We start from the raw sequence: 21,455 nt of genomic DNA, 5'->3' as shown, positions 1-21,455 counted from the left end.
TCAAGACCTCGATTTCCACATACACCTCGTCTGTGATCAACGGGACTCCAAAAAGCCCCGATCTTCCCTACTTGGTGTATCAATTTTCAATCGGCAGCATGTGTCAATTTACATCCGGCAGCGACAAAGTCTGCCGGCTTCGATGCAGAGCCTACCTGGAAGTACCTCAGCATCGAGCCTGCACCGACACGTGCGGTTGTCGCCATGCAATACGAATGCTCGCAAGCGAGCTTGCCGTCTCTGACATAGCGGTCAAGCCAGATTCGGACTGACTTCCAGAAGTCGGTCGATAGCGTTCCGACAGTTTCACCGGCCTGCTTATGTTTTAGCGAGATTAGCGTCTTTCGCCCTTCGATGTCCCGGAGTTCGACATCGTCGTCCGCCTCAATGAGGAGCGACTGACCCTCGTCCTGCTTCATCAGATGCGCGAGCGCGAAGCGAATCTGGTAGACGTAACCCAACCCCTGCTCGCCAGCAGCGTATTTGTCGGTTTTCGTTGCCACTTGTCATCCCTGTTTTTACCCGCGACCATGCCTACAGCCATCGCAGGCATCAGAAGGCGTGCAGCTTCATGAATCCTCTTTGCGGAACGTGTGTAGCTAAATGTTACACGTTCAAGGCGACGAACTGTGTGAGACGGCAATGCGACGGAAACCATAAGTTCACGGCGTGCCCGCCAATGGCAGCAACCGCTGCAAACCGGTCCTAGACACCGAACAACCGGATATCCGTACCGGGTCGTTTGAGGCTGTACGCCCACCCCGCAGATCGGCGAAGAAGAAAAGCGGACCATGCCGCGATGGGCACGATCCGCTTGGGGGTCAGGCTTTCAGCTTGCGCAGGCCATCCGCGAGCAACCAGAGCGCCCGGTTGAGCCGGACGTTCTGGTCGATGCCATGGACAGGCCGGGTGCGCTGCTGGCGCCCGTTGGCGCTGCGGCCGCTCAGGCCACCTTTGACGAGGTTCTACTGGACCCGGTTGAACGTGGACCACAAGTCCGCATGGTTGTCGTCGAAGCGGCGGGGACGCAGGATCTGGCCTTCCGTGATCGGCAGGGTCTTGCCAGGTTCGTCGTACTTGAGGACCAATGCCGATCTGGCGAAGACCTCGGCCTCGCCGTCGTCAAGCGCGATGGCACGCATGGCGTCGCGCGAGTCCAGCACCTGCTCAAAGCCATGCAGTACCTCGTAGGCGCCCTCGATCACGTGATCGGTGACATTGCCCTTGTGAGGCACGCGCACGTCGGCGAACGTGTCGCCGCACACCAAGCCGTTTTGGCAGACGAAGCGGAACATGCCCGCCAGCATCTGGTAGCTGCTGGTGCCATCGTGCGAATTGAGCAGGATGATCTCGTTCGCCTCGGCGCCGTTGATCTGGCTCGCATGGCGAAGGCGCAGCATGTGCTTGGTGTAGTCGCGGCGGTCCTCCTGGCGCACGCGGGTCTGGCACACCATGAACGGCTGGAAGCCTTCCTTGCGCAGTTCGGTTAGCACAGCTGCCGTGGGGATGTAGCTGTACCGCTCGGAGCGGCTTTCGTGCGGGGTGTCCGCGAAGATGGAGGGCGCGACAGTGCGAATCTGGTCATCGGACAGCGGAAGATTCGACCGCAGCACCGGGGAGCGATAAGCGAAGCGGGATGCGAGTTGCATGACGATCTCCTTGGATGAGAGACCGGAGCGCCGCCCCACCAGGGAGGAACCCCGGCGGGTGGTGAGACGCCGCTGGCGCGGCGGTGGGAATCAGGCCTTGGCGAGATGCCAGTCCTGGGACAGTGGAGCGAACTGGTAGCCCAACGCACCGAGACGGTCGCGCTGCTGACGCAGGACGCGGCGATCGACGGTGGCATCGAGCTTGACGACGTCGCCCAGCGGACAGAGCGCGCCGAACAGCGCCGCGTCGTCCGCCTCGGCCGAGGCCTCGGGAGATGCGGCGGCCGGTTCGCTGCCGAACGGCGTGGTGTCGACCAGGGGATCGCGCGGGTTGCGTGGCTTTGCCCTGGCCGGCGCCTTGGGGGCGGTCGGCGCGGGAGCCTGCGCTTCCTCGTCGATCGGATCGACCTCCTGCGCACTCAGCCGGCGGGCTTCGTCGCGGCTCAAGGCGTCGATGTTGGACAACGTCATCCCGCCCAAGAGGGCGCGAATTTCAATGACCATGCGGCCGTTGGCGCTGTACGTGGAGGGGCGAATCTCAGCGATGACGAAATCGCCCTCGTACTTGCCTTCGGTGTACTGGTCGAGCTCGGCGTTCTTTACGACGAACTCGCCGATGGAGGTCGCGAGACGGCCGACGTTGAAATCGCCGTTGCGACCGTGGATGGTCTTGATGGCCAGTTGGCCGGGGATGGTGATCATGAAGGTCTCCTGCTGACGATGAGAAGACAAGCCCCCGGTAAGGGGGCCTTGTGGATCAGAACGACTCGGCAACGGCCAATGCAGAAACATCAGCAGAGTCGTCGTCAGCAGCATCCGCGGCGGGCTTGGAAGACTCCGGTGCTGGGGCTTGCTGCGCGGCGGGCACCTCGGTCGTCACAGGGACTTCCGGAGTGCGCTCGTCGGTCTCGGTCGGCTTGGACTCGGCCTTGTAGACGAACTTGCCGTCGACCTTGATCCAACTGACGAACAGCAGGCGGGCCTTGAGGCTCACGCCCTGCTCGCCAGCACGCTTCCCCTTGGAATAGGTGAAGGTGTCAGTCCACAGGTCGCCCAGACGGAACCCGATCATCACCTTCTTCTCGGCATCGACCGCCTGGATGCAGCGGCGCACCAGGTGCTGCGCTTCCGAACCCGATACGCGCGCGTCGAAACGCACATATGAGGCGTCATCGCTGGGACCGTTCAGCGCTGCGATGTCGCAGGCCAGGAACGCATCGCCTTTCTTGGGTTTCACCTCGCGAATGCGATTCAGATACCCGAGGCCGGTGATGTGCAGATCGAAGTAGGACTTTTCGGTGGAAGTGGTCATGGTGAATCTCCTGAAGAACAAAGAGGCGGAGACACACCCGACCCAGGCGGGGAAGGTGTGGAACCCCCGCGTGGGTTGATGGAACAGCTTCGTGGCATCGCCATCGGAAACTGATGGGCGTTCGCGCATGGATGCCGGTGCGAACCGGGGTGATCAACGCGGCCGGAACCGCGCCGTAGCCTTGAGGATCGTGGCTACCTGGGCATGTTGCTGACGGAAGTCAGCGGAACATGGCATCAGCCTGCCATTCCTCGGCGTGACGGGCGATGGGAAATCGGCGGCGAAGCCCGACCCGATTCGTCCCCCTTGGCAGTACAGGAAAAGCGGGGGCTGATGTCGAAATCATGCTGTTTTCGCTCGAATTTCGGGTGGTCCGCGGGAAACCCTCCTTCTATCGTGAGGTTCCCACTTCTGGAGAACTCCGATGACCGCTGAACATCTCTCCACAAGAGACCCACGCCCCTCTCAGTCTCTATCAGGTCTGTTCCTCCCGACCGGCGTATGGACGACGGACCGCCAGATGGTCGAGCAGGAAAAGCAACGCCTTCTTCCGTGGCGAGCAATACTGAACGAGCTGACGGACAGGGCGCGTGATTCCGACAGCAGCTGCACCTGGTACTTGATGACCGAGGCAGCACTGGCTCAGATCGATCGGGATCTCGATGACCTCTACGAATGGTTGGAGGCAACCGAGCGCGGCGACTCCGTCCGTGAAGGACCTGGACGGTGAAGCAAGGCCGGCGCTGCGGTGATCTCCAGCGACGGGCTGTCTCCAGGCAGCGGCGGTCGGCATCAGGAAATGAGACGCCCCCGGAGCGGGGGCTGGGAATATGGGACGGTCAGGTGCCTTTCTGTGTCGGCGTCACTGCCCGCAGCGACAGGTGCGTTGCCGTGGAGGACACCTCGAGGTCGCCCTCGCCGCTCAGGATGAGCGCGAAAACCCCATCGTGCGGAACGAAGAACTCGCCGAAGTCGTCGCCGCTCAACTCGGCGCGCGCCAGCTCCCACCAGTCGTCGAACGCATCGACATCCGGGTTGCAGCCCGCGGCGTAGGCGACGAGCTTCTGGCGTCCATCGGGCCTGCGCTCGCCGCGCTCGGCCAGGAAGTACACGCCCTGATCCTTGACCAGGACGACGCGGCATTGATTGACCACCACTTCGGCGAGCACAGGCCGCAGGTCGGTGCCCTTGAATCGAACAGACATGGATTGATCTCCAGGGAAAGGAATGGAGGGCCTCCCGCCGTGAGGACGGGAGGCTGCGTGGAAGTCAGTGCCGAACAGGCGTGCGACCGGACAGGCATTGCACGCGGATGCGCCGCCAGTTGCCGTCGTCGATCAACCGCTCCAGCGTCTCGGCGAGAGCATCGAAGAACACCTCATCGACCCGTTCGACCAGCTCGCTGTCGCAGTGCAGCTCCACCGCGTACAGGTCGAGCCCGCGCTCGTACAACACAGTGACGCGCCCCTGGAACTTCGCCGTGGCCACCGTGAAGCTGATGGCCGGCGGCGTCGCGATGATGTCCTTGGGCAGCGGATCGACCCAAGTGAAGTCCCGCGCGCCGGCGTCCACCAGCAGGTGAGTGATGCGCCGGTAGCCGTCGGGCGCAGGCAATTGCTCCATCTGCTGGATCAGTTCCTGCAGCTCGGGGCAGCGGGGCTCGGGGATCGGCAGCTTCGCCGGTGCGGAACCGAGCACGAACCGCTGCACCGTGTAGGGCCGGCCGTCGGCGGTGAACTCGGTCTGCTCCTCGGGTGTGTCTGCGCGCAGGCCGTCGAAGCGGCGCCTGGCATAGGGCTCGACCTGCACCTTGGCGCCTTCGTCGGGCACCTCGGTCACGAGCGCCCGGTCGAGCACCGCGAACTCGGCCCGCCCGGTCTTGACGACGATGGCCTCGTCGGTGGTGGCGATGACCTTGCCCTCGAAGGGTTTGGGATCGATGTGGAAGCCCAGCGTCGAAACCTTGGGCTGGCCGTCGAAGATGTTGAACTTGAAGGTGCGGACGTTGGAAGGCACATGGCCGCGGACCAGCGTCGGCATCTGTGCGCGGATGGCTTGGGTATCCATGGGAACTCCTTGTGGCAACCAAGGGACTCCCGCCCGCAAGGGAGGCATGTCCCTTGAGGGTGAGGTGGATGGACGCGGCATGCGTCCGGTGAAGGAAACGACAGCGCGGCGAACCGCACCGCAGTCTCGAAAGTCTTGACTGCCTGGGCATGCTGCCGGCAACGCCAGCGAACATGCGTGAAGCGTGCGGCAGACGTTGGTGCCCGTCGTCCGCAAATCGGCAACCCGCCGTCGCCGGCTTCCATGAAAATGGAAGAGCCCCACATGGGGGCTCGAAAGGTGCTACTCGTCGTCGTACAAGGGCAAGCCGTCCAGCACGTTTGCATCGGCATCGAACACTAGCATGCGAATGTCGGCGAGCGCAGCCAGGTGCAGTACCTCCACGAGGGACTCTGGCATGCCCTTAGCCCGGTGCTCCCGCCGCAACTGCTCGGCGGTGATGCCCTCGACAAGTTGCAGGTTCGCATCCGTCCAGGGCGTGGCGATCAGCTTCACGCCGATCGCGGGGCTGTACGGGATGCGGAAGGCGACGAACAGAAAACCGCTCGGCGTGGCGATGTCCGCCAGTTCGGCGAGGAAGCGGCCTGCCTCGGCGGTGAGATGGGCACTGCTGATCTCCCAGCACCGGCTGTAGAAGCCCGTCTCGAAGCTCAGCCGCCGCACGACTTCCCGCGCGGCCTCCTCCGAGTAAGTGTCACCGACGTGCAGGGGCTGGCCGAAGTCGTCGCCGCTGACGGCGTAGATCACGGTGCGCACCACGCCCTCGGTCTGGCATTGGGTCTCCAGGTCTTCGGGAATATCCTGGCCTTCGGTGATCAGGGCGAAGTCGTTGTTGAAGACGCAGGGAAAGAGCGCGACCTGGTCGTCTGGCAGATGCGCCTGGCTGGGATGCAGAGGGCGCCAAACCGGCGGGCAGTCGTCCTCGTACGTGATGCACAAGGTGCGATCGATGCGCAGGTTCTGGTAGCCGCGGAGGAAAGGATTGGAAGTCGGGGACATGGGACTTCTCCATCTGAGGAAGTGGAGCCCATTCCCCTGCCGGGGAGCAAGCCCCAGCGGGTGTTGTTTGAAGAGATGTCGAGGACAAGAAGGGACATGGCCCCGCATGGAGGCGCATGTCCCTCGCGGGTGGAAAAGGAAACGGGTGGCGAACAAGCGGATCGGGATCACCAGCCGCTGTAGTTCAGCACCAGATCGGCGATGACCTTGCGGCGCTCCAGATCAAGACCTCCCAGATCGGAAAGCCCCTCGAATCCGCAACGCTTGAGCATCGCGCCGCCTTCGCGGGCGTTGTAGAAGCTCACCATGGCGGACAGGAACATGCGCTGGCCGCCGCTGAGGACATCCAGGGCGTCGTTGAGCAACAGCACCTTGGGGCGCAGATCCCACTTGCTGGTGGCGCGCTGCAGGCCCTCGGGGGTGCCGTCGCCGAACCATTCGGGGCCGGCGATTTCCGCACCGCGCTTCCACGCTTCGAAGAAGGCCTGCGGTGCTTCGGCGAAATGCCGTTCTTCCGCGGCGATCTGATCAAGTACGTCCTGGGGCAAAGACCGGTTCATGAAATGGCTCCTGGTGAGTGGAAGTCAGGGGTGGATGCGTTGCTGCCAGCGGCCTGTTGCCAGGGCGTGCTCGGCGGCGTGCTGCGAGCGGAAGTACTCGACGGACTCTCGGGACACCGGTCCGTCTTCATCGGCGGTGCCGATGTAGTGGCCGGCTGCGCTGTGGAGTACCTGCAGAGGCAGGTGCTTGCCCGTGCAGGCCAGGGCCGGATAGCCAATGGCTTCGGCACGGGCCTGTACCGCGCTCAGAGGCGTTGATGCGGATGCAAGGGACATGGGACTCTCCTGGTTGAAGGACCGGGAGCCCCACGCCCAGACGGGAGCGGATATCTCCCGAAGGGTTGAACACGAACGGCATCGGCGTCGTGAAGACGCTCGTCCGCGGTGGGCGATGCGAAGCGGACTGGTTCGATCGACGCGGCGAACCGCGTTGCAGCCTTGAAGACCGGAGCTGCCAGGGCATGGTGCTGACGGCAGTCAGCAGCGCATGGCCGCAGGATGGACGCCACACATCATGGGTGTCCTGGGGGAATGCGCATCGCACCCAGGCCACTTTGAGCCGGCGCGATGCCGATGGGGATCAGGCAAAGACCAACTGGCCGAAGGCCCTTGAGCCTTCAGCCGGAGAAGAGAGAAACCACCTGTGGGCTGTAGCAGTCCCGGCCGTCGTCAAAGCCGCTCGCTGCGTCAGCAATCGCACCCGACCCGTGTCGTGGCTGGGGTCGACATCCTTCGGCACACATCCGCGCACAAAGGGAGCCCGTTGTTCCGCCGGCGGGCACCGGCGCTGAATACCGTCGACCCGAGGGGTCTCCTGACGGCTCGCCGCTCCACCGGCTGGCCAGGCGTCAGGAGACCCCTCCTCATCGACAGAAGAGCCTCGATCAACGGAGTCGCGGCCAACGCGAATCGCGGAGGAACAGCCTTCTCGTCTCGCGGACCCGTCGCGGGGCAGCGAGACGCGCACACCGTTGCAGAAGGAGGCATGTGCTGGGGAGTCCCGCGGAGTGCGGGAGGTTAGCCCCGCCGTCGGAAAAGGCCGGCGTGGCGCAGGGATTCGTCGGCGTCAGGACGCCTTGGCGAAGGCACGCAGCTTACGCGGCGCACCGCGCTTGCCTGTCGAGGTGTCGACCGGTAGCGTTCCCTTGCAGTCCGGGTAGCGGCTGCACGACCAGAAAGCTCCGCTCTTGCCGGTGCGCTGGCGCATGGGTGCGCCGCACTGCGGACAGGATGGCGATGGTGATGGCGGCAACTTGATGGCGAGCGTCGCGCCGCGGTACTGCTGCACGAGCTGGGCCACCCAGGTGGATTGCTTGGCGATGAAGGTGTCCAGCGTCATCTGACCCGCCTCGATCATGTCCAGCGCCTGCTCCCACACCGCCGTCGTGCCCGGATCGGCAATGGCCGCTGGCACGGTGTCGATCAAGGTGAAGGCAGCATCCGAGGCACGGATGGTACGGCCCTTCTTCAGCAGATAGCTGCGGCCGAGCAGGCCGCTGATGATATTGGCGCGGGTGGCTTCGGTGCCGATGCCCGTCGTGTCCTTGAGCTTCTGCTTCAGGCGCGGGTCGGTGACGAGTCTGGCGACGCCCTTCATGGCCTTGACCAGTTCGCCCTGCGTGTAGGGCTTGGGCGGCAGGGTCTTGAGCGCCTTCAGATCGACTGAACCAACCTGGCAGGACAAGCCGGCTCGCAGCGCCGGCAGAACCTGGCTGCGCTGTGCGTCACCGTCATCCGCATCGCTTTCCTCCGGCGCCGCCAGCACCTGGCGCCAGCCGGCCACGACGATCTGCTTGCCCACGGCCAGCAGCGACTGCCCACCGCAGTCGAACTGCGCCTCGGTCCGGTCGAATTCGTGGTGGGGCAGGAACTGCGCCAGATAGTGCGCGCGGATCAGTCGGTAGACAGCCCGTTCCTTGTCGTTCATGGTTGACAGGTTGGCGGGCTCCAGCGTCGGGATGATGCCGTGGTGCGCCGTGACCTTGCTGTCGTTCCAGGCGCGCGAGCGCTGGGTCGGGTCCAGGCGGTCGATCAACGGGCGCAGGCCGGGATCGGTCTTGACCAGGCTGTCGAGAACGGCCGGCACCTCGGCCAGCATGCTCTCGGGCAGGTAGCCCGTGTCGGAGCGCGGGTAGGTCGTCGCCTTGTGCGTCTCGTACAGCGCCTGGGCGATGTCAAGCGTCTCCTGCACGTCCAGGCCCAACTGCTTGGAACACACCTCCTGCAGCGTGCCCAGGTCGAACGGCAGCGGCGGACCTTCGCGTACGCGCTCCCTCTCGACCGAAACCACCTGGGCGCCGCCGGCGGCGCGCATGCGTTCCGCGGCCTGCTGAGCGACAGCCTGTTGCAGGCAGCGGCCGGCATCGTCGGTGCAGCCTTGCGGTGGTGTCCAATTTGCAATGAAGGATTGGCCGGCATGGGACAGCGTGACCTCGACGGCCCAGAACGGAACGGAGACGAATCGTGCGATTTCGCGGTCGCGATCCACCACCAGCTTCAGCGTCGGCGTCTGCACCCGACCCACCGACAGCACGCCGGTGTAGCCGGCCTGGCGTCCGAGCAGGGTGAACAGCCGGCTCAGGTTCATGCCGATCAGCCAGTCGGCACGCGAGCGGGCCAGGGCCGAGTAGTACAGCGGCAGCGTCTCGGCCGAGGGCTTCAGCGCGCCCAGTGCCTTGCGGATCGACGCATCGTTGAGCGCTGACAGCCACAGGCGCTGGATCGGCCCGCGGTAGCCGCACAGCTCGAGGATCTCGCGGGCGATCATCTCGCCCTCGCGATCGGCGTCGGTGGCGATCACCAACTCGCTGGCCTGACCGACGAACTGCTTGACGATCTTGAACTGCGCGGTGGTCGCAGCCTTGGGCTCGACGCGCCAGCGCTCAGGAAGGATGGGCAGTTGCTCGATGGTCCAGCGCTTGTACTGCTCGCCGTAACCCTCGGGCGAAACCGCTTCGACCAGATGACCGATGCACCAGGTCACGACGATGCCGGCGCCGCTGTAGCAGCCGGAACCACGCTGGCTGGCACCCAGCACATGGGCGATATCCTTGCCTTGCGAAGGCTTCTCGCACAGGAACACGCGCATGCGCTCTCCTCGGAAAAGTGCTGTTCATCGGATGAGCAGCAGCATGTCCCGATCAAGCGCGGGGGTCCGCAGGGAAGCGGAATCGTCCTGGCACCGATTTGTTGACTGGCGCTATCCCCAGGGGATAGATCGTTGGCGCATAGCGGGCGTCTGATGGTTGCTACAGCCGCCCTCGATGATCGGCTACTGGCCCCCGGTCGGCTTGGCGCCGAGCGTCACGGTCTCGATGCGGTACGGCAGGATGCCGACGCGCCGAGCCTCGATCTTGAAGGTCACGCGCTCGTTCTCGTCGGCGTCTTCCCATTCGTCGCGCACGGTACGGCCGTCGACCAGTACGCGCATGCCCTTCTGGTACAGCGACTGCCAGTGATCGGTATCACGGTGCCACAGCTCCACGGGCGCCCAGAAGCCCCCACGATCCTCATACTCGCCATCCTTCTTCGGGATGGGGTTGTCGAAATATACGTTCAGCCGCAGAAGCCGCCGCGGCTCGTCATTGCCGTTAGGGAATTCGCGATACTCCGGCGCAGAGCCGATGTTGCCCTCGCCGACGAAGTGCGTGCTCACGGTGACTCCTTGGGGGTGGTGGGAATGGATGTGTCATGCCCGTGGGCACGCCGCAGATACGTCGCCTCGGCCCGCTCCATCCTGCTGGCGCATTCCAGGGCGTGGCGGGCGATGCTGTGGGTCAGGCTGATTTGCATATTCAGCGCGATGCGCTGCAGTTCGATCGCGTACAGGTCGTCGATCAGCGAAGCCGGTGTCGCGGGGCGAGCGAGCAGCACCTCCCACAAGGCCACGCCCATGGCAGAGCGGTCGAGGTTGCGCCAGCGCAGAAAAGTCGTCCCTGCGCCAGTCGTCTGCTGGGCCAGTTGCACGTCAAGCAGGCTGAAGGGGTAGGCCCGTGCCTGGGGCAACACCTGCCGCTGTGCCAGGGCGATCAACCCGTCGCGCAGCGAGATGCACTGGCTGGCCCAGATCTCCAGACTCCCCTTACCTTTAAAAGGCTTTAAAAGGCCTTTTAGGTAGCCTGCGTGTTCCAGCCGCTGGAAGTCCGCCTGTGCCAGCGCAATGAAGCGCGCCGGACGGCCGGAAGAAGACGTCGCCGTCATGCCTTGGCGTCCTCGTCTTGCAGCGGGGTGTCGGCTGCGCCATCGCCGAGGCTTGGCTCCGAGGCATCCGCGGCCGGGGCCTCGGACCGGTTTCCCCGTCGCGCGATAGGTGGCGCAAAGCGCGAACGGCGCGTGCCTTCCAGCACATCCTGCGGCAGCTCGCCGAATTTCTCCTGTGCCGCCCGCGCCGCGGCGTTCTTCGCCGCGAAGTCGTCGCGCGTTGTGCCGGAGTAGCGGTACTGCTGTGCCAAGGAGAACAGGCTGCGCAGTGCATGCGCACCGTCGTTGAGCCAGCGTTCCAGAGTGCTGCGGTCGATCAGCGCCGTGTGATGCGCCAGGATCAGCTTGCGTGCCAGATCGTCGTAGTCGGCCAACAGGTACACCGCCATGAAACCGAGCTGCGCGTTCACGAACAGCGGCAGCTTGACCGGCTGCACGTTCATGTTTTCGCCCAGAGACAACGCGGGCGGCACGTCGGACAGGGTCTGGTCCACCTGTTCGCGCAAGGTCTGCAAACGGGTCTTGGTGTCGGCCAGCTTGTCCTCGATGCGCAGCATCCACCAGTCCGAGTAGGGATCGTCCTGCTCGGCGCCGCGCTTCATCTTGTTCATCGCGCTGATGTAGCCGTTGAGGCCGATGATGCCGGGGCGCCCCTCGGCCGGCGCGCGGCCGTGCCAGATGCGAGAAGCGTGGTGGGTGTGCAGCGTCAAAGACATCGCGCTGCGCAGCGATCCGAGATTCAGTTGCAGGGGTTCGTTGGCCATGGAGACGACTCGCGGTGAAGGAACGAGTCGCCAGCATCGGGATGGGCCGGAAGGCCGTCAGTCAACAAACTGCACTCGGCGCTTGCCCGGTTCGTTGGCGCTGGAAGGCGGTCTGTCCAAGCTATCCCCGGGGGATAGCCGCCCCCGGTTCACAAGCCGAAATCTTCCCGGAAGCGATCGATCTGGTGCATCCGCTCGTGCAGAATCGTCACGATGCCGATGTCGCCGTTCGAGAGCCACCGCCAATAGACGAAGTGCCGTTCATAGCGGAAGAAGTAGCCGTCGATGTCGAATTCGGCCGGAATGGGCCGCGATGACGTCTGGTGGGTCGCGTTGGTTATATTGAAGACATCAAGCGGCAAGAGGACTCAGCCATGGCCCGAACGACAACCACGACGATGACGGTTCGCCTCAGCGGCCCACTCAGCGACTTCGTCGCCGCCAACGTGGGCGAGCACGGCGCCTACGAGAACGTCAGCGAATATGTGCGGGACCTGATCCGCCGCGACAAGGAGCGCACGGAGAAGGAGGCGTTCGAGCGACTCAAGACCGAGCTGGCCCACGCCTTTGCCGCGCCGGAATCGGCGTACAAGCCGCTGACGGCAGCCGATGTGATCGCGCGCAACCGGACCTGACGGCGTGTCCGAGGTCCAGGTCTGCGTCCAAGAGGCGGCGTCCTGGCGGCTCGACGAGATTTATCGCTACACGCGGGATCGCTGGGGCACCCAGCAGGCCGACCGCTACATCACCGGTCTGTTCGAGGCCTTCGACGCCGAATACACGCACAAGCTCCAACCCCATGCTCCAGCCTGGTGCTTCGGCGATCCTCAGGGGGGTGGGCATGTTGCTGGTCACGGGGCGGCATGAGCGTCCGCGTGCGCCGGAAGGCTGCCCGTCCCAGCTATCCCCCGGGGATAGCTCGGTCGATCAGGGATCGCGCATCATCGACCGCAACCGTTCCAGGTAGGCACGCGCGACCTCGGGGTCAGCGGCACGGGAAGCGGGGGGCGATGGCGCCGACGCAGCGGGTCGAGACGGCGGCACTGACCCGCCTTCGCCAGCCCAAGCCTTGAACTCTCCGCGGATCGCCTTCTGGATGATGCCGAACAGATAGCCGGCCGGATTGCGCACCGTGCTGCCGCGGCAGCGCGCCGCCCACTCGTCGAGCACCGCCTGCCGCTGGGCTTCGTCCACCTGTTGCAAAGCGATCATCGCGCCGGCCTGTTGTTCCTCCTGCAGGTGCAGGAAGCGCTCGGGCAGGCGCAGGTGCTGCAGGGCCTTCGAGCGCGGTACCGTACGTACTTCATTTATACGATCCTTACGTACGGTACGGTCTGCCTTCGGATTCCGAAGAGAGCCGTCCGGCGCGGGTTTTGGTCCTGCTTCGGATTCCGAAGACGGGTATTCTGCATTCCGAAGCAAGCCCTCCCTGCCTTCTTCGGAATCTTGACCAATATCATCCTGTGGATAAGTCTCTGGCATCCAGCCATGCCGGACCATGCGCTGCGCGAGCACCTGCAGGCGTGTCGGCAGCATGCGGCCACTGAGCAGCGGGTCTTCGGCGATTTCCTTCAGCGTGTGCATGCCGATGATCTGCACCGCCTTGGCGGCATGGGTGAGGGCCTGGCTCACCAGACCCAGGTAGTCGGGGTCGAGTTGCATCGCCTCGAAAGGCGTCAGCGGTTCGTCGTGCAGAACATAGAGGTTGCCCAGGATGCGGCCGGTCTTCGGATCGCGCCGTCGCCGCACCAGACTCAGCCAGCGCGTCAGCCGCAGCAGCGTCAGGGCACGCGCGACGGTCTCGTGCGATGCCTGCGCCCCACACGGCATCGACGCCAGGTAGGGCCGAAGCTGGTCGTAGGTCGGGAAAGCCGTCACGCCGTCGTCGTTGAGCTGCAGGCGGAACACCTGCCAGGCGTTGCGCTCCAGCGGCGTCAGGCGCCGGTCGAGGAACAGCGCCCGTGGTACGCTCTCGTGGCGGTTGCCGCTGTAGAGGAATCCATCGGCGGCGGGCGCCGCGGCTTGGCTTGACCGTGGGTCCGGTGCCAGCTCGCGCAGCGCATCGTCGAACAACGCCGACAGCGCCATGGGACCATCGCGCCGTGGCGCGCCGCCCGTGGCCATGGTCTACACGACTCCCTGGTCGATCCAGTTCCGTATCGCCGCCCAAATCACCGACATCGGCAGCGTCAGGGTCTCGGCGAGGTCCATGGTCAGCGCCAACATCGCCATGTCGTCGTCCAGCGCGATGTGACGCTCGGTGATACCAGCCTTCCAGTGCTCCCACAAGGCAGCGTCCTGCGCCTCGTCCAGCACCGGATGCCGCCCCTTGCGCTTGGGCAGTCCGAGGATATCGCGCCGCAGGGCGACCTCCTGATGCGTGAGGCCGTAGAAGCGGCTGACCATTTCCGTGCTCGCGCCCAGGCGCAGCATACGATCCACCGTGGCGATTTCCTGCTCCACGTCATGCACCTGGCTCAGCAGCCGTTTCAGCACCTCGCGGTTGACGGAGACCGAGCACCACGACACCGTGGCGTTGACCAGCACGCTGACGAGCGCCGGATGCTTGAGCGCATCCAGTTCCTCGTCGCCAAAGCCCATCGCCTTGCAGCGACGCAGTTGGCCGTTGCGCAGATCGTGCAGCGCCTGGGCGATGACGGCCTGATTGAGCGGATGGGGTGACGACATGGTGATCTCCCGCCTCAGGGTTTGTGGCCCGGGGCGACGGATGCCACACCGGCCTCCAGGTCCAGCAGGCGACGCGCCAGGCGCAGCAGTCGGAACAGCTTCACCAAGCCGGCGTCGCTCAGGCGCATGGACGTTCCGCCTCCGCGCAGCAGCGGCGCCAGGTCGTTGGCCAGTCGCTCACGATCCAGCCCCGGCGCAGGTGACCGCGCTGCGCTCAGCGCATGCAGCAGCGTCAGCACGGCACGAGCGAAGGCCGGAAATTCCTTTGTCTGGCAAATGGCAGTCGTCACACAGATAAAGCCGATGCCGCTCTCACTGGACTCGATGTGCTCGGCGATCGCCGCCTCCTCGGCGATCTCGCGAGCGAACTGTGCGATATGCACCCGGAGCCGGTCGGGCCCGTCCAGTCCGGGTTCGATGTACCAGACATCCGAGATGGGGTAGAGCCCGCCGACCTGCACGGGAATCGCGCGCAAGGCATTAGTCTCGAAGTCGGGCAGCTTGTCGCCCATCTGATCGGCCACCAGGCGCTGAATGGATTGCAGGCGTTCAGTGGTCAGCGCCGGAGACACGATGTGTCCCTGCAGGCGCTCCGCATCGCGGTCGGCCGGTACAGGTGCAGCGCTTTCTCCCTCACCTTGCTCATTGCCAAGCGCGAGCGCCGTAGCAGTCTGCGGCGGGGGAAGCTCGGCAACGGGTCCAGCCGGTGCTCCAGCCTGCTGTGCAGGTGTCGCCGCCGGCGGTGACGATGCAGGCCTCGGCGTCGCGGGCACGATGGGCGCCGCCGGGCTCACAGGCGCCGGCTCGCGGGTCAAGGCCCGATGGCGGCTTTCGCTGTCGCCGATTTCCAGGCTCAGCGTGTCGTAGTCCGCTTCCAACTGTTCGGCCATCTGGCCCACCAGTTCGTCCTGCACTCGCCGAAACGAGAAGTCATCCGGCTGCGTGTCGAACTGCGACAGCACATCCTGGAACAGCGTGGCGAAGTCCACGGCGAGGTGACGGCCCAGCGCTCTCCGTTCCCAGGTGCGCTCGCACGCCTTGCGTAGCATCGCGAGCCGTTCCACCTGATGCCGGCCCAGCCCGCCATACAGCACCGTCGGAATCGCCGGCAGCAGGTAGCACACCGCGTCCTGCATGCGGCTGATGTGCGACTGCTGCACCGGGTAGCCATCGCCCGTCAGGCGCCGCGCCAGCTCGGACTGGGTCAGCGTGCTGCCGATCTCCTGCTCGTAGAACTCGCGCGCTTTCTCCACCCCCAAGGCGCGCTCGATGAAGGTCAGGCCACCGCGCAGCTCGTTTTCGGCGAGGTGGCCCGTCAAGGCGACGATCTCGCCCCGTTCCGGCCAAGGGCGGAACTGGCAGGAGATGCGGAAGAAGCGCTCCTGCTTGGTCTCAGCCCACAGCTCGCGAAGGATTGCCAGTCGCGTATTGCCGCCGTTGCGAATGATGAAGTGTTCGCCGCCGGGGCGCCGCGTGATCGCCGGTGGCGCATCCAAACCGCGCTCTCGGATGGACGCCTTGATTTCCTCGTATGCCGGATTGCGCTTGACGCGAGGGTCGTGGTCATACGGGCGCAACTGGTCCAGCGTCACGATCATCGGTGTGTCGGCGATCGGATCGCTCAAGGCCATCGCGGTTGGACCTGTACGCTGAAACCCGGCAGCGAGCAACTTGTCCGCCATGTCCCGTGGCGTCATGTCAGCCATGCCCACCGCCCTCCGCCGCTGCATCGAGGGCGCAACGGGCTTCTCGATCGGCGCGCCGGATCTGAGCCCGGGCGTTGAGGCTCGCCCGATGGTCACTGGCCGTCGAACTGGTGTAGATCGGCGCGCAGCCGTGCTTGCTGAACTTGAGATGTCCTCCCGGCGTTCGCTTGACGTGCCACCCTTCCGCGAGAGCGAATTCGATCAGGGCGCGCAATCGCTTGCGGCCACGCGCCAGTTCATGCGCGTTCGCCATGGCGGGCTCCCCTGGGCTCATTGGGCTTGCCTGTCACCCGCGCGAAGCGCTCGCGCCACGCCGGAAACAACTCCCCTGCCAGGGCACGCATGGTCTCCAATGCCGCCGGCGCGACCCGCCCTGGAGGTTGTCGGCACTCGACGCGGTGCACCGGCAGGCCCCTCGTTGAGGCGCGCGGGTAGGCCTCGATGGCAGGAACGTCAGTGTCGAGCACATACACCCCGACGTGGCTGGCGAACACATCGCGCAACGCCTGTTGGATCAGCTTTGCATTCGACGAAACGGGATGCACACGGTTGATCAGCAGATGCAGCGGCGGGGGCTCTATGCCGAGACACCGATACGGGGAGATGTCCTCGATCAACTGCAGGGTGCCGCGGCGCAGTTCGCGTGCAGCCAGGATTTCCGGGGTCACGGGCGACAACGCCACGTCGGACGCGAGCACCGCCATTTCCAGCAGCACACTGCGCGCACCTTGGGTGTCGATCAGTACCAGGTCGTACAGCGGTGCCAGGATTGGCAGCAGATGGCGGAGACGCAGACGCCCGTCCGGGGCGTGCAGGAGCAGCGTGTTCAGTTCGCCCCTGTCGTCATTGGACAAAACCAGGTCCAAGCCGGTGATGGCAGTCCGCGATACCAGTTGCTCCAGGCGCTGCTCATTGAATGCCAGAAACTCGTAAATGCCGCCAGGAGCGCGGTGCGCAAGCTGATAATAGGACGACAACGTAGGCTGCACGTCGAGATCGATCAGCAGCACGCGCAAGCCCGCGTCGGCCACCAGGCCGCCCAGGTTCGCGGCAGTAGTTGTCTTGCCGACACCGCCCTTCGTGGAAATGATGGATACGACCTGCATCAGGCTCTCCTCATGGGTATTCAGGGTCCGTGGGAGAGCCGGTCACACCCGGTTCTTGAGGCGTTCACTGATCCAGAGGTCGACCTCGGTCGAATCCCAACCGACCGCGCGGACCCCAAGGCGCAAGGCCTGTGGGAATTCCCCCTTCTTCATCAGGCTGTAGATGTGGGCGCGCTTGAAACCAGACTTGGCTTCGACTTCGTCGAGCCGCAGGATGCGGCGCTCGCCCGGCGGCAATGCTGGGGTTTGCGACATGAGGGTCACTCCTTAACGCTCGGTGGCGTTCGTTGGCGTGACCCTCATTAAATAGACCTGATTGACGGAAACCACTGCAAATGCAGTTTCCGAGACTGCACATACACACTTGCAAGTCGGCGCGTAGCTGGATTCGCGTATCCGCGGTGTGACGGCTGTCGGTCTATTGGCCTACGAGACCGAGCTGCGGATCTTTCGGCGCGCCTGCGCGAACTTGCCGTGCAGCGTGCGCTCGGAGATCCCCATGACGCCGCCGTGATGTGCGATCAGGGCGGTCACGACCGCTTCCTGCGTCCTGAAGCACGAGTAGGGAGTGCCTGCCGGCGACTGGCTCAGCATCAAGTCAAGCATGCCGCCGATGATGTGCTGGTAGGTGGATTCCGAGCGATCAGTGATCGAGCACTCGTTGCAGGCCGGTATCACTTCGCTCTGTTTCGACAGGATGTGATGCTGCTCCTGCAGCGTCTGGAGCTGGCGCCGGCAGTGTTCCAGTTCCGCCTTCAAGGCCTCCCGCTCGACCAGCATTGCCTGGCCCGTCTCCAAGGTGATGACAGGGTGAGCGATGCGCTCGCGGCGACTGAAAAGGAAGGCGGGTCGTTCTTCAGGGTAGTGGTCCCGCATCCAGCGCTTGAGATCCAGGTGCCTGATGGTGAGGTCGGGAGAATCCCAGAGCGCCTTGTCGTTCTGCGTGATGCCATTACGTCCGTATGGAAGCTCGCCATTGAAGATGGCATCGTGAATACGCTCGGTGCATAGCCTTAGCTCAGCCCATCCTGGGCAGTCGAGCGTCATGGGCAAGTGTCGTGGTGACGATATCAAGCGCAAGATGTCTTTCTTGTATTTCAGCAGGCCTGCCCAGCGTATGGCCGCTTCGATCGGTCGATAGTAGACCTTGGATACAGGTGGACTGTCGTGCATACATCCCGCTCCCTACAAGGAAGATCTTCCAAAACACCTCCAGATCAGGGCGTCCCCGGCGCTGACAACGCCGAGGGCGTCAAGGCCCGCGCGCGTTCGCACACCGATCACGTCGCCCCAGCCATACCATCGCGAAGCGGTTCATGTGCAAAGATGGATATTGGGTCCGATCCGCTCTTGACTGCAGGACGGGGCTGCGCCGAATCTCGTGACAGCGACGTCTTTGCATGCCTATTGGATAGACATGAGGGTCACGGCTCCGTCGAAACTCGACAAGACCCGTTTTGCATAAGCTGTTCCACCTGGGGTCTATCTGCCTCCGCACCAGGAGCTTTCCCGTCGACACCATGCAGCGCGTTTCAGGCACGGCCGGTGTATCCGTGCGCATGCTTAGACCTGCAGGAAATGCTGTCAGACCAAAATAGAAGCAGGCGCCACGTGGATCATGGTGCTTACAGCGCGTCCCAAAGTACGGGCGTGGCCTTGGTGGGATCGATGCCGAGGCGGACAAGCAGCTCTCGTTTCTCAGGCCATTCTTCGGGGAAACGACAGGCGGGATCTCATGGTGCGTCTTCTCCGACCCAGGGTCGCAGGCCTCGCAGCGGGAGGCGCACTTTCTAGGCTATAAGCGCTATGCTCAAATTTGATAACCTAGATAACCTCAAGAGGAGAGCATCCATGAGCGTCGTTGCAGACCATCCGGGAGTCTCGACTTTGGTTGGCACCCCGAAGGAGGTGCAGGCTCGTCTTGGTAAATCGCATGCTGACCGCGTGCTGGTGGTTGCGTTCGACCACATCAAACCGAACGTCTTCCAGGCACTGGCGGAGAACTTCACCAACGTGGCGTCCTCAATGTTCGAGGTATTGCTGCAGCGCCATGACCGGGAGTCGCTCGAGCGCCTGGCCGAGATCCTGGTGCCTCGCACTCCACCATCTCCCCGCCTGCTCAGGGAAGCGGCCATGCTGGTGCAGGCGCGCAAGGCTGTGCTGGAAAGCGGCGACTGGTTGACCGCGGCCGACATCGCACAACTGGCAGGACTGAGCACCCGCAACCCCAGCGCCCAGCCCAACAAATGGAAGAAACAGGGGCTGATCTTCGCCATCAGCCAAGGGGGCGTCGATTACTTCCCGGGCTACGGGCTGGACCCGGACGCCGGCTTCCGGCCGGTGAAGGCGCTCGCCAAGATCATCGAGGCCTTCGCCGGGCACAAGGACGGCTGGGGCATGGCCTACTGGTTCCGCTCGGACAACAGCTTCCTGGGCGGCAAGCGGCCACAGGATCTGCTGGCATCGGCACCGGAGCGCGTGATCGAGGCTGCCCTGGACGAGGTTCAGGAAATTGCGCATGGCTAGCTGGGGCTTGATTCAGCTCGCTGCCTACCTGCGTCTGGGCCATCTGGGGGGCGAGGTTCGGAGATCCACACCGTCTTTAATCAAAATATTGACGATAAGCGATGAAATAATCAAAATTTCCACAGCTTAGGCGTTTTGTGGGTGTGGTCCTATTTTCTAAATGTCAGACTGGATCGGTTATCGTTGGTTGGCGGACCGCTATGGCGTGTCGACTGTGCAGGCTTTGCGCACGGACAGCGCCATCGCCAAGTCGCGCGCGACCGTTCGCGAAGACGGCTACGTCCACGAACAGTATCCACCTACGGCTCGGCCGGCCGAGACCCTGGCGGGCCACCTGACCTTCGCCCTCAAGCATGAAGGCGTCCATCTGGAGTTTCTGTCGCGGCTGTTCGAGACGGCACCTGTCGCCGAACTGGAAGCATGGGTCGCCGCCGAGCCCACGGGGCAGTACGCGCGGCGCGCCGGGTTCTTCTACGAGTACCTGACCGGTCGGCAGTTGGACTTTCCCGGGGTGGTCGCCGGCAACTACGTGACGGCGCTCGACAGCGAGGCCTACCTGACGGCCCGCCAGCCGGTCAACAACCAGCGCTGGCGCGTACGCGACAACCTGCCTGGCTCGCGCCACTACTGCCCCATGGTGCTGCGCTCGGCCCGAGTGCAGCAGGCGGAACAGTACGACTGTGCTCAGCATCTTGCGGATCTGGAGGTCGAGTTCGGCGCAGACGTCCTGCAGCGCAGCGCGGTCTGGCTGACCATCAAGGAGAGTCGAGCCAGCTTTGCAATTGAACACGAAGAGCAGCATGTGGATCGTGTGCGGCGCTTCGCGGCAGCGATGGAGCGATGGTGCGGCCGACACGACGATCCGCTGTCCGAGGCGGCATTGGGCGAACTTCAGGCACAGATCCTGGGGCCAAGAGCGACCCGCTACGGGGTGCGTCGATCGCCGGTGTTCGTGGGTGAGATGGACGGGTTCACAGAGGTCGTGCACTACATCGCGCCGCACTGGGACGATGCTCCGCTGCTGTTGTCGGGATTGCGCGACTGCGCCCGGCAAACGGCCGGCGCCTCGCCGCTTGTCCGAGCGGCCCTGTTGTCGTTCGGCTTTGTCTACATCCATCCGATGTCCGACGGCAATGGGCGCATCTCACGCTTTCTGATCAACGACGTGCTCAGGCGCGATGGGGCGGTTCCCGAACCGTTCATCCTGCCGGTATCGGCGACCATCACCAGCTCGGTGATCAACCGTCGTGGGTACGACCACGTGCTCGAGCTGTTCTCGCAGCCGCTCATGCGCAAGTACGCCGATGCTTGGGCGTTCGGCGCAGAACAGGTCGCCGAGGACGGCGTGCATTTCAACCTCCAGTTCGATGCCTACCAGGACGCGCTGCCCGCCTGGCGTTACCCGGACATGACGGACCATGTCGAATACCTCGCCGAGGTCGTGCGCGTCACCATCGAACAGGAAATGCGCAAGGAGGCGGGTTATCTGCGCAGTCTTCGGCTCGCGCGCGAGCGCGTCAAGCAGGTCATCGAAGGGCCCGATGGCGACATCGATCGCATCATCCGCTCTGTGCGGGACAACGGCGGAATGATCTCGAACAAGCTGATCAAGGAAATCCCGGCACTTGCGGACGAGCATCTTGCCACACAAGTCGCGGCAGCAATCCAGGCTGCATTCCTGCCAGCGGGGGAGGAGGACAACGCATGACGATTCATCGATTCCACACTCGTTCCATCGGCCCGGATGAAGAGGCTTTGCGGGAGGCGTTCCGTCAATGCGCCGCTCTCCTCCTGAACGAGTGACCCATGGCTCTGGCTCGGCCCATCGAGCGCAATTGAGCGTCGTGGGCAAGTCTCTTGGTGACTCCGGCACTCACC

Annotated in this window: 25 protein-coding genes and 1 pseudogene; 5 read left to right on the top strand and 21 right to left on the bottom strand. The window is 64.2% G+C overall.

The window, feature by feature from the left end; genetic code table 11:
• Nucleotides 1–86: 86 nt before the first annotated feature.
• From GQB03_RS19980 to GQB03_RS19965, 4 genes and pseudogenes are all read right to left on the bottom strand, one after another.
• A complete protein-coding gene (locus GQB03_RS19980) occupies nt 87–503 on the bottom strand; it encodes a hypothetical protein (protein WP_159693082.1) in 417 nt (138 codons plus the stop codon).
• A 318-nt stretch (nt 504–821) separates the two neighbouring features.
• A pseudogene (locus tag GQB03_RS19975) lies at nt 822–1,649 on the bottom strand (DUF932 domain-containing protein).
• 90 nt (nt 1,650–1,739) lie between these two features.
• Nucleotides 1,740–2,351 (bottom strand): DUF3275 family protein, encoded by a 612-nt coding sequence (locus tag GQB03_RS19970; RefSeq protein ID WP_159693080.1) that lies wholly within the window; start codon nt 2,349–2,351, stop codon nt 1,740–1,742.
• Nucleotides 2,352–2,406: 55 nt separating this feature from the next.
• Nucleotides 2,407–2,961, bottom strand: coding sequence for an STY4534 family ICE replication protein (locus GQB03_RS19965; RefSeq protein WP_159693078.1), 555 nt, complete (start codon nt 2,959–2,961; stop codon nt 2,407–2,409).
• Between the two features lie 424 nt (nt 2,962–3,385).
• Here GQB03_RS19965 and GQB03_RS19960 point away from each other — a divergent pair, with 424 nt between their 5' ends.
• Nucleotides 3,386–3,691, top strand: a complete 306-nt coding sequence (locus GQB03_RS19960) for a hypothetical protein (RefSeq protein ID WP_159693076.1) — start codon at nt 3,386–3,388, stop codon at nt 3,689–3,691.
• Between the two features lie 109 nt (nt 3,692–3,800).
• Here GQB03_RS19960 and GQB03_RS19955 read toward each other — a convergent pair whose 3' ends face one another.
• The 10 genes from GQB03_RS19955 to GQB03_RS19910 all read right to left on the bottom strand — a co-directional run bounded on the left by GQB03_RS19955 (nt 3,801) and on the right by GQB03_RS19910 (nt 11,913).
• Nucleotides 3,801–4,166 carry a DUF3085 domain-containing protein gene (locus GQB03_RS19955; protein ID WP_159693074.1) on the bottom strand — a complete coding sequence of 122 codons (366 nt, stop codon included), beginning with the start codon at nt 4,164–4,166 and terminating at the stop codon, nt 3,801–3,803.
• Between the two features lie 64 nt (nt 4,167–4,230).
• Nucleotides 4,231–5,028 carry a GTPase gene (locus tag GQB03_RS19950; RefSeq protein WP_159693072.1) on the bottom strand — a complete coding sequence of 266 codons (798 nt, stop codon included), beginning with the start codon at nt 5,026–5,028 and terminating at the stop codon, nt 4,231–4,233.
• Between the two features lie 282 nt (nt 5,029–5,310).
• Nucleotides 5,311–6,027 carry a DUF5983 family protein gene (locus GQB03_RS19945; RefSeq protein WP_159693070.1) on the bottom strand — a complete coding sequence of 239 codons (717 nt, stop codon included), beginning with the start codon at nt 6,025–6,027 and terminating at the stop codon, nt 5,311–5,313.
• Between the two features lie 167 nt (nt 6,028–6,194).
• On the bottom strand, nt 6,195–6,587 hold the full coding sequence (locus tag GQB03_RS19940; RefSeq protein WP_159693068.1) for a hypothetical protein: 393 nt from the start codon (nt 6,585–6,587) through the stop codon (nt 6,195–6,197).
• A 24-nt stretch (nt 6,588–6,611) separates the two neighbouring features.
• Nucleotides 6,612–6,863 (bottom strand): hypothetical protein, encoded by a 252-nt coding sequence (locus GQB03_RS19935; protein WP_159693066.1) that lies wholly within the window; start codon nt 6,861–6,863, stop codon nt 6,612–6,614.
• 790 nt (nt 6,864–7,653) lie between these two features.
• Nucleotides 7,654–9,675, bottom strand: coding sequence for a DNA topoisomerase III (locus GQB03_RS19930; RefSeq protein ID WP_159693064.1), 2,022 nt, complete (start codon nt 9,673–9,675; stop codon nt 7,654–7,656).
• A gap of 183 nt (nt 9,676–9,858) precedes the next feature.
• A complete protein-coding gene (locus tag GQB03_RS19925) occupies nt 9,859–10,242 on the bottom strand; it encodes a single-stranded DNA-binding protein (RefSeq protein WP_159693062.1) in 384 nt (127 codons plus the stop codon).
• Nucleotides 10,239–10,787: a DUF3158 family protein gene (locus GQB03_RS19920; protein ID WP_159693060.1), complete on the bottom strand. Its 549-nt coding sequence runs from the start codon at nt 10,785–10,787 to the stop codon at nt 10,239–10,241. Before GQB03_RS19920 ends, GQB03_RS19925 begins: the two co-directional genes overlap by 4 nt.
• Nucleotides 10,784–11,551 carry a PFL_4669 family integrating conjugative element protein gene (locus GQB03_RS19915; protein WP_159693058.1) on the bottom strand — a complete coding sequence of 256 codons (768 nt, stop codon included), beginning with the start codon at nt 11,549–11,551 and terminating at the stop codon, nt 10,784–10,786. The genes GQB03_RS19920 and GQB03_RS19915 overlap by 4 nt, the downstream gene beginning before the upstream one ends.
• 149 nt (nt 11,552–11,700) lie before the next feature.
• Nucleotides 11,701–11,913: a hypothetical protein gene (locus GQB03_RS19910; protein ID WP_235027149.1), complete on the bottom strand. Its 213-nt coding sequence runs from the start codon at nt 11,911–11,913 to the stop codon at nt 11,701–11,703.
• Between the two features lie 12 nt (nt 11,914–11,925).
• Here GQB03_RS19910 and GQB03_RS19905 point away from each other — a divergent pair, with 12 nt between their 5' ends.
• Together GQB03_RS19905 and GQB03_RS23355 are read left to right on the top strand one after the other, a co-directional pair.
• A complete protein-coding gene (locus GQB03_RS19905; RefSeq protein ID WP_159693056.1) occupies nt 11,926–12,186 on the top strand; it encodes a ribbon-helix-helix domain-containing protein in 261 nt (86 codons plus the stop codon).
• A gap of 4 nt (nt 12,187–12,190) precedes the next feature.
• The gene (locus GQB03_RS23355) at nt 12,191–12,418 is read left to right on the top strand and encodes a type II toxin-antitoxin system RelE/ParE family toxin (RefSeq protein ID WP_235027148.1); all 228 of its coding nucleotides are present in this window, start codon (nt 12,191–12,193) and stop codon (nt 12,416–12,418) included.
• 60 nt (nt 12,419–12,478) lie between these two features.
• Here the strand turns inward: GQB03_RS23355 and GQB03_RS19895 are convergent, their stop codons facing one another.
• The 7 genes from GQB03_RS19895 to GQB03_RS19865 form a co-directional block, all read right to left on the bottom strand.
• Complete coding sequence (locus GQB03_RS19895; RefSeq protein ID WP_159693054.1) at nt 12,479–13,675, bottom strand: STY4528 family pathogenicity island replication protein; 1,197 nt, start codon at nt 13,673–13,675, stop codon at nt 12,479–12,481.
• Nucleotides 13,676–13,678: 3 nt separating this feature from the next.
• Nucleotides 13,679–14,239, bottom strand: coding sequence for a DUF2857 domain-containing protein (locus GQB03_RS19890; protein ID WP_159693052.1), 561 nt, complete (start codon nt 14,237–14,239; stop codon nt 13,679–13,681).
• Between the two features lie 14 nt (nt 14,240–14,253).
• Complete coding sequence (locus tag GQB03_RS19885; RefSeq protein WP_159693050.1) at nt 14,254–15,945, bottom strand: ParB family protein; 1,692 nt, start codon at nt 15,943–15,945, stop codon at nt 14,254–14,256.
• Nucleotides 15,938–16,198 carry a hypothetical protein gene (locus GQB03_RS19880; protein WP_159693048.1) on the bottom strand — a complete coding sequence of 87 codons (261 nt, stop codon included), beginning with the start codon at nt 16,196–16,198 and terminating at the stop codon, nt 15,938–15,940. Before GQB03_RS19880 ends, GQB03_RS19885 begins: the two co-directional genes overlap by 8 nt.
• Nucleotides 16,182–17,051, bottom strand: a complete 870-nt coding sequence (locus tag GQB03_RS19875) for a ParA family protein (protein WP_159693046.1) — start codon at nt 17,049–17,051, stop codon at nt 16,182–16,184. The genes GQB03_RS19880 and GQB03_RS19875 overlap by 17 nt, the downstream gene beginning before the upstream one ends.
• A 42-nt stretch (nt 17,052–17,093) precedes the next feature.
• Entirely contained in the window at nt 17,094–17,306 is a 213-nt protein-coding gene (locus tag GQB03_RS19870) for an AlpA family transcriptional regulator (protein WP_011237237.1), read from the bottom strand.
• A 171-nt stretch (nt 17,307–17,477) separates the two neighbouring features.
• A complete protein-coding gene (locus GQB03_RS19865) occupies nt 17,478–18,098 on the bottom strand; it encodes a hypothetical protein (RefSeq protein ID WP_456064409.1) in 621 nt (206 codons plus the stop codon).
• An 804-nt stretch (nt 18,099–18,902) separates the two neighbouring features.
• Between GQB03_RS19865 and GQB03_RS19860 the strand changes: the two genes are divergently transcribed.
• On the top strand, nt 18,903–19,577 hold the full coding sequence (locus GQB03_RS19860) for a hypothetical protein (protein WP_159693042.1): 675 nt from the start codon (nt 18,903–18,905) through the stop codon (nt 19,575–19,577).
• Nucleotides 19,578–19,737: 160 nt separating this feature from the next.
• Nucleotides 19,738–21,285 (top strand): Fic family protein, encoded by a 1,548-nt coding sequence (locus tag GQB03_RS19855; protein WP_159693040.1) that lies wholly within the window; start codon nt 19,738–19,740, stop codon nt 21,283–21,285.
• The last annotated feature ends 170 nt before the right edge of the window (nt 21,286–21,455 follow it).

Source organism: Cognatazoarcus halotolerans, from assembly GCF_009800965.1.
Lineage (GTDB): Bacteria > Pseudomonadota > Gammaproteobacteria > Burkholderiales > Rhodocyclaceae > Cognatazoarcus > Cognatazoarcus halotolerans.
The sequence above is the reverse complement of the archived record's forward strand: the minus strand, read 5'-3'. Positions and strand labels throughout refer to the sequence as shown.

What these genes read in the sequence shown, in the direction of transcription:
- GQB03_RS19970 (WP_159693080.1), bottom strand. Translation starts at nt 2,351, where the DNA reads ATGATCACCATCCCCGGCCAACTGGCCATCAAGACCATCCACGGTCGC.
- GQB03_RS19965 (WP_159693078.1), bottom strand. Translation starts at nt 2,961, where the DNA reads ATGACCACTTCCACCGAAAAGTCCTACTTCGATCTGCACATCACCGGC.
- GQB03_RS19960 (WP_159693076.1), top strand. Translation starts at nt 3,386, where the DNA reads ATGACCGCTGAACATCTCTCCACAAGAGACCCACGCCCCTCTCAGTCT.
- GQB03_RS19955 (WP_159693074.1), bottom strand. Translation starts at nt 4,166, where the DNA reads ATGTCTGTTCGATTCAAGGGCACCGACCTGCGGCCTGTGCTCGCCGAA.
- GQB03_RS19950 (WP_159693072.1), bottom strand. Translation starts at nt 5,028, where the DNA reads ATGGATACCCAAGCCATCCGCGCACAGATGCCGACGCTGGTCCGCGGC.
- GQB03_RS19945 (WP_159693070.1), bottom strand. Translation starts at nt 6,027, where the DNA reads ATGTCCCCGACTTCCAATCCTTTCCTCCGCGGCTACCAGAACCTGCGC.
- GQB03_RS19940 (WP_159693068.1), bottom strand. Translation starts at nt 6,587, where the DNA reads ATGAACCGGTCTTTGCCCCAGGACGTACTTGATCAGATCGCCGCGGAA.
- GQB03_RS19935 (WP_159693066.1), bottom strand. Translation starts at nt 6,863, where the DNA reads ATGTCCCTTGCATCCGCATCAACGCCTCTGAGCGCGGTACAGGCCCGT.
- GQB03_RS19930 (WP_159693064.1), bottom strand. Translation starts at nt 9,675, where the DNA reads ATGCGCGTGTTCCTGTGCGAGAAGCCTTCGCAAGGCAAGGATATCGCC.
- GQB03_RS19920 (WP_159693060.1), bottom strand. Translation starts at nt 10,787, where the DNA reads ATGACGGCGACGTCTTCTTCCGGCCGTCCGGCGCGCTTCATTGCGCTG.
- GQB03_RS19915 (WP_159693058.1), bottom strand. Translation starts at nt 11,551, where the DNA reads ATGGCCAACGAACCCCTGCAACTGAATCTCGGATCGCTGCGCAGCGCG.
- GQB03_RS19905 (WP_159693056.1), top strand. Translation starts at nt 11,926, where the DNA reads ATGGCCCGAACGACAACCACGACGATGACGGTTCGCCTCAGCGGCCCA.
- GQB03_RS19895 (WP_159693054.1), bottom strand. Translation starts at nt 13,675, where the DNA reads ATGGCCACGGGCGGCGCGCCACGGCGCGATGGTCCCATGGCGCTGTCG.
- GQB03_RS19890 (WP_159693052.1), bottom strand. Translation starts at nt 14,239, where the DNA reads ATGTCGTCACCCCATCCGCTCAATCAGGCCGTCATCGCCCAGGCGCTG.
- GQB03_RS19885 (WP_159693050.1), bottom strand. Translation starts at nt 15,945, where the DNA reads ATGGCTGACATGACGCCACGGGACATGGCGGACAAGTTGCTCGCTGCC.
- GQB03_RS19880 (WP_159693048.1), bottom strand. Translation starts at nt 16,198, where the DNA reads ATGGCGAACGCGCATGAACTGGCGCGTGGCCGCAAGCGATTGCGCGCC.
- GQB03_RS19875 (WP_159693046.1), bottom strand. Translation starts at nt 17,051, where the DNA reads ATGCAGGTCGTATCCATCATTTCCACGAAGGGCGGTGTCGGCAAGACA.
- GQB03_RS19870 (WP_011237237.1), bottom strand. Translation starts at nt 17,306, where the DNA reads ATGTCGCAAACCCCAGCATTGCCGCCGGGCGAGCGCCGCATCCTGCGG.
- GQB03_RS19865 (WP_456064409.1), bottom strand. Translation starts at nt 18,098, where the DNA reads ATGACGCTCGACTGCCCAGGATGGGCTGAGCTAAGGCTATGCACCGAG.
- GQB03_RS19860 (WP_159693042.1), top strand. Translation starts at nt 18,903, where the DNA reads ATGAGCGTCGTTGCAGACCATCCGGGAGTCTCGACTTTGGTTGGCACC.
- GQB03_RS19855 (WP_159693040.1), top strand. Translation starts at nt 19,738, where the DNA reads ATGTCAGACTGGATCGGTTATCGTTGGTTGGCGGACCGCTATGGCGTG.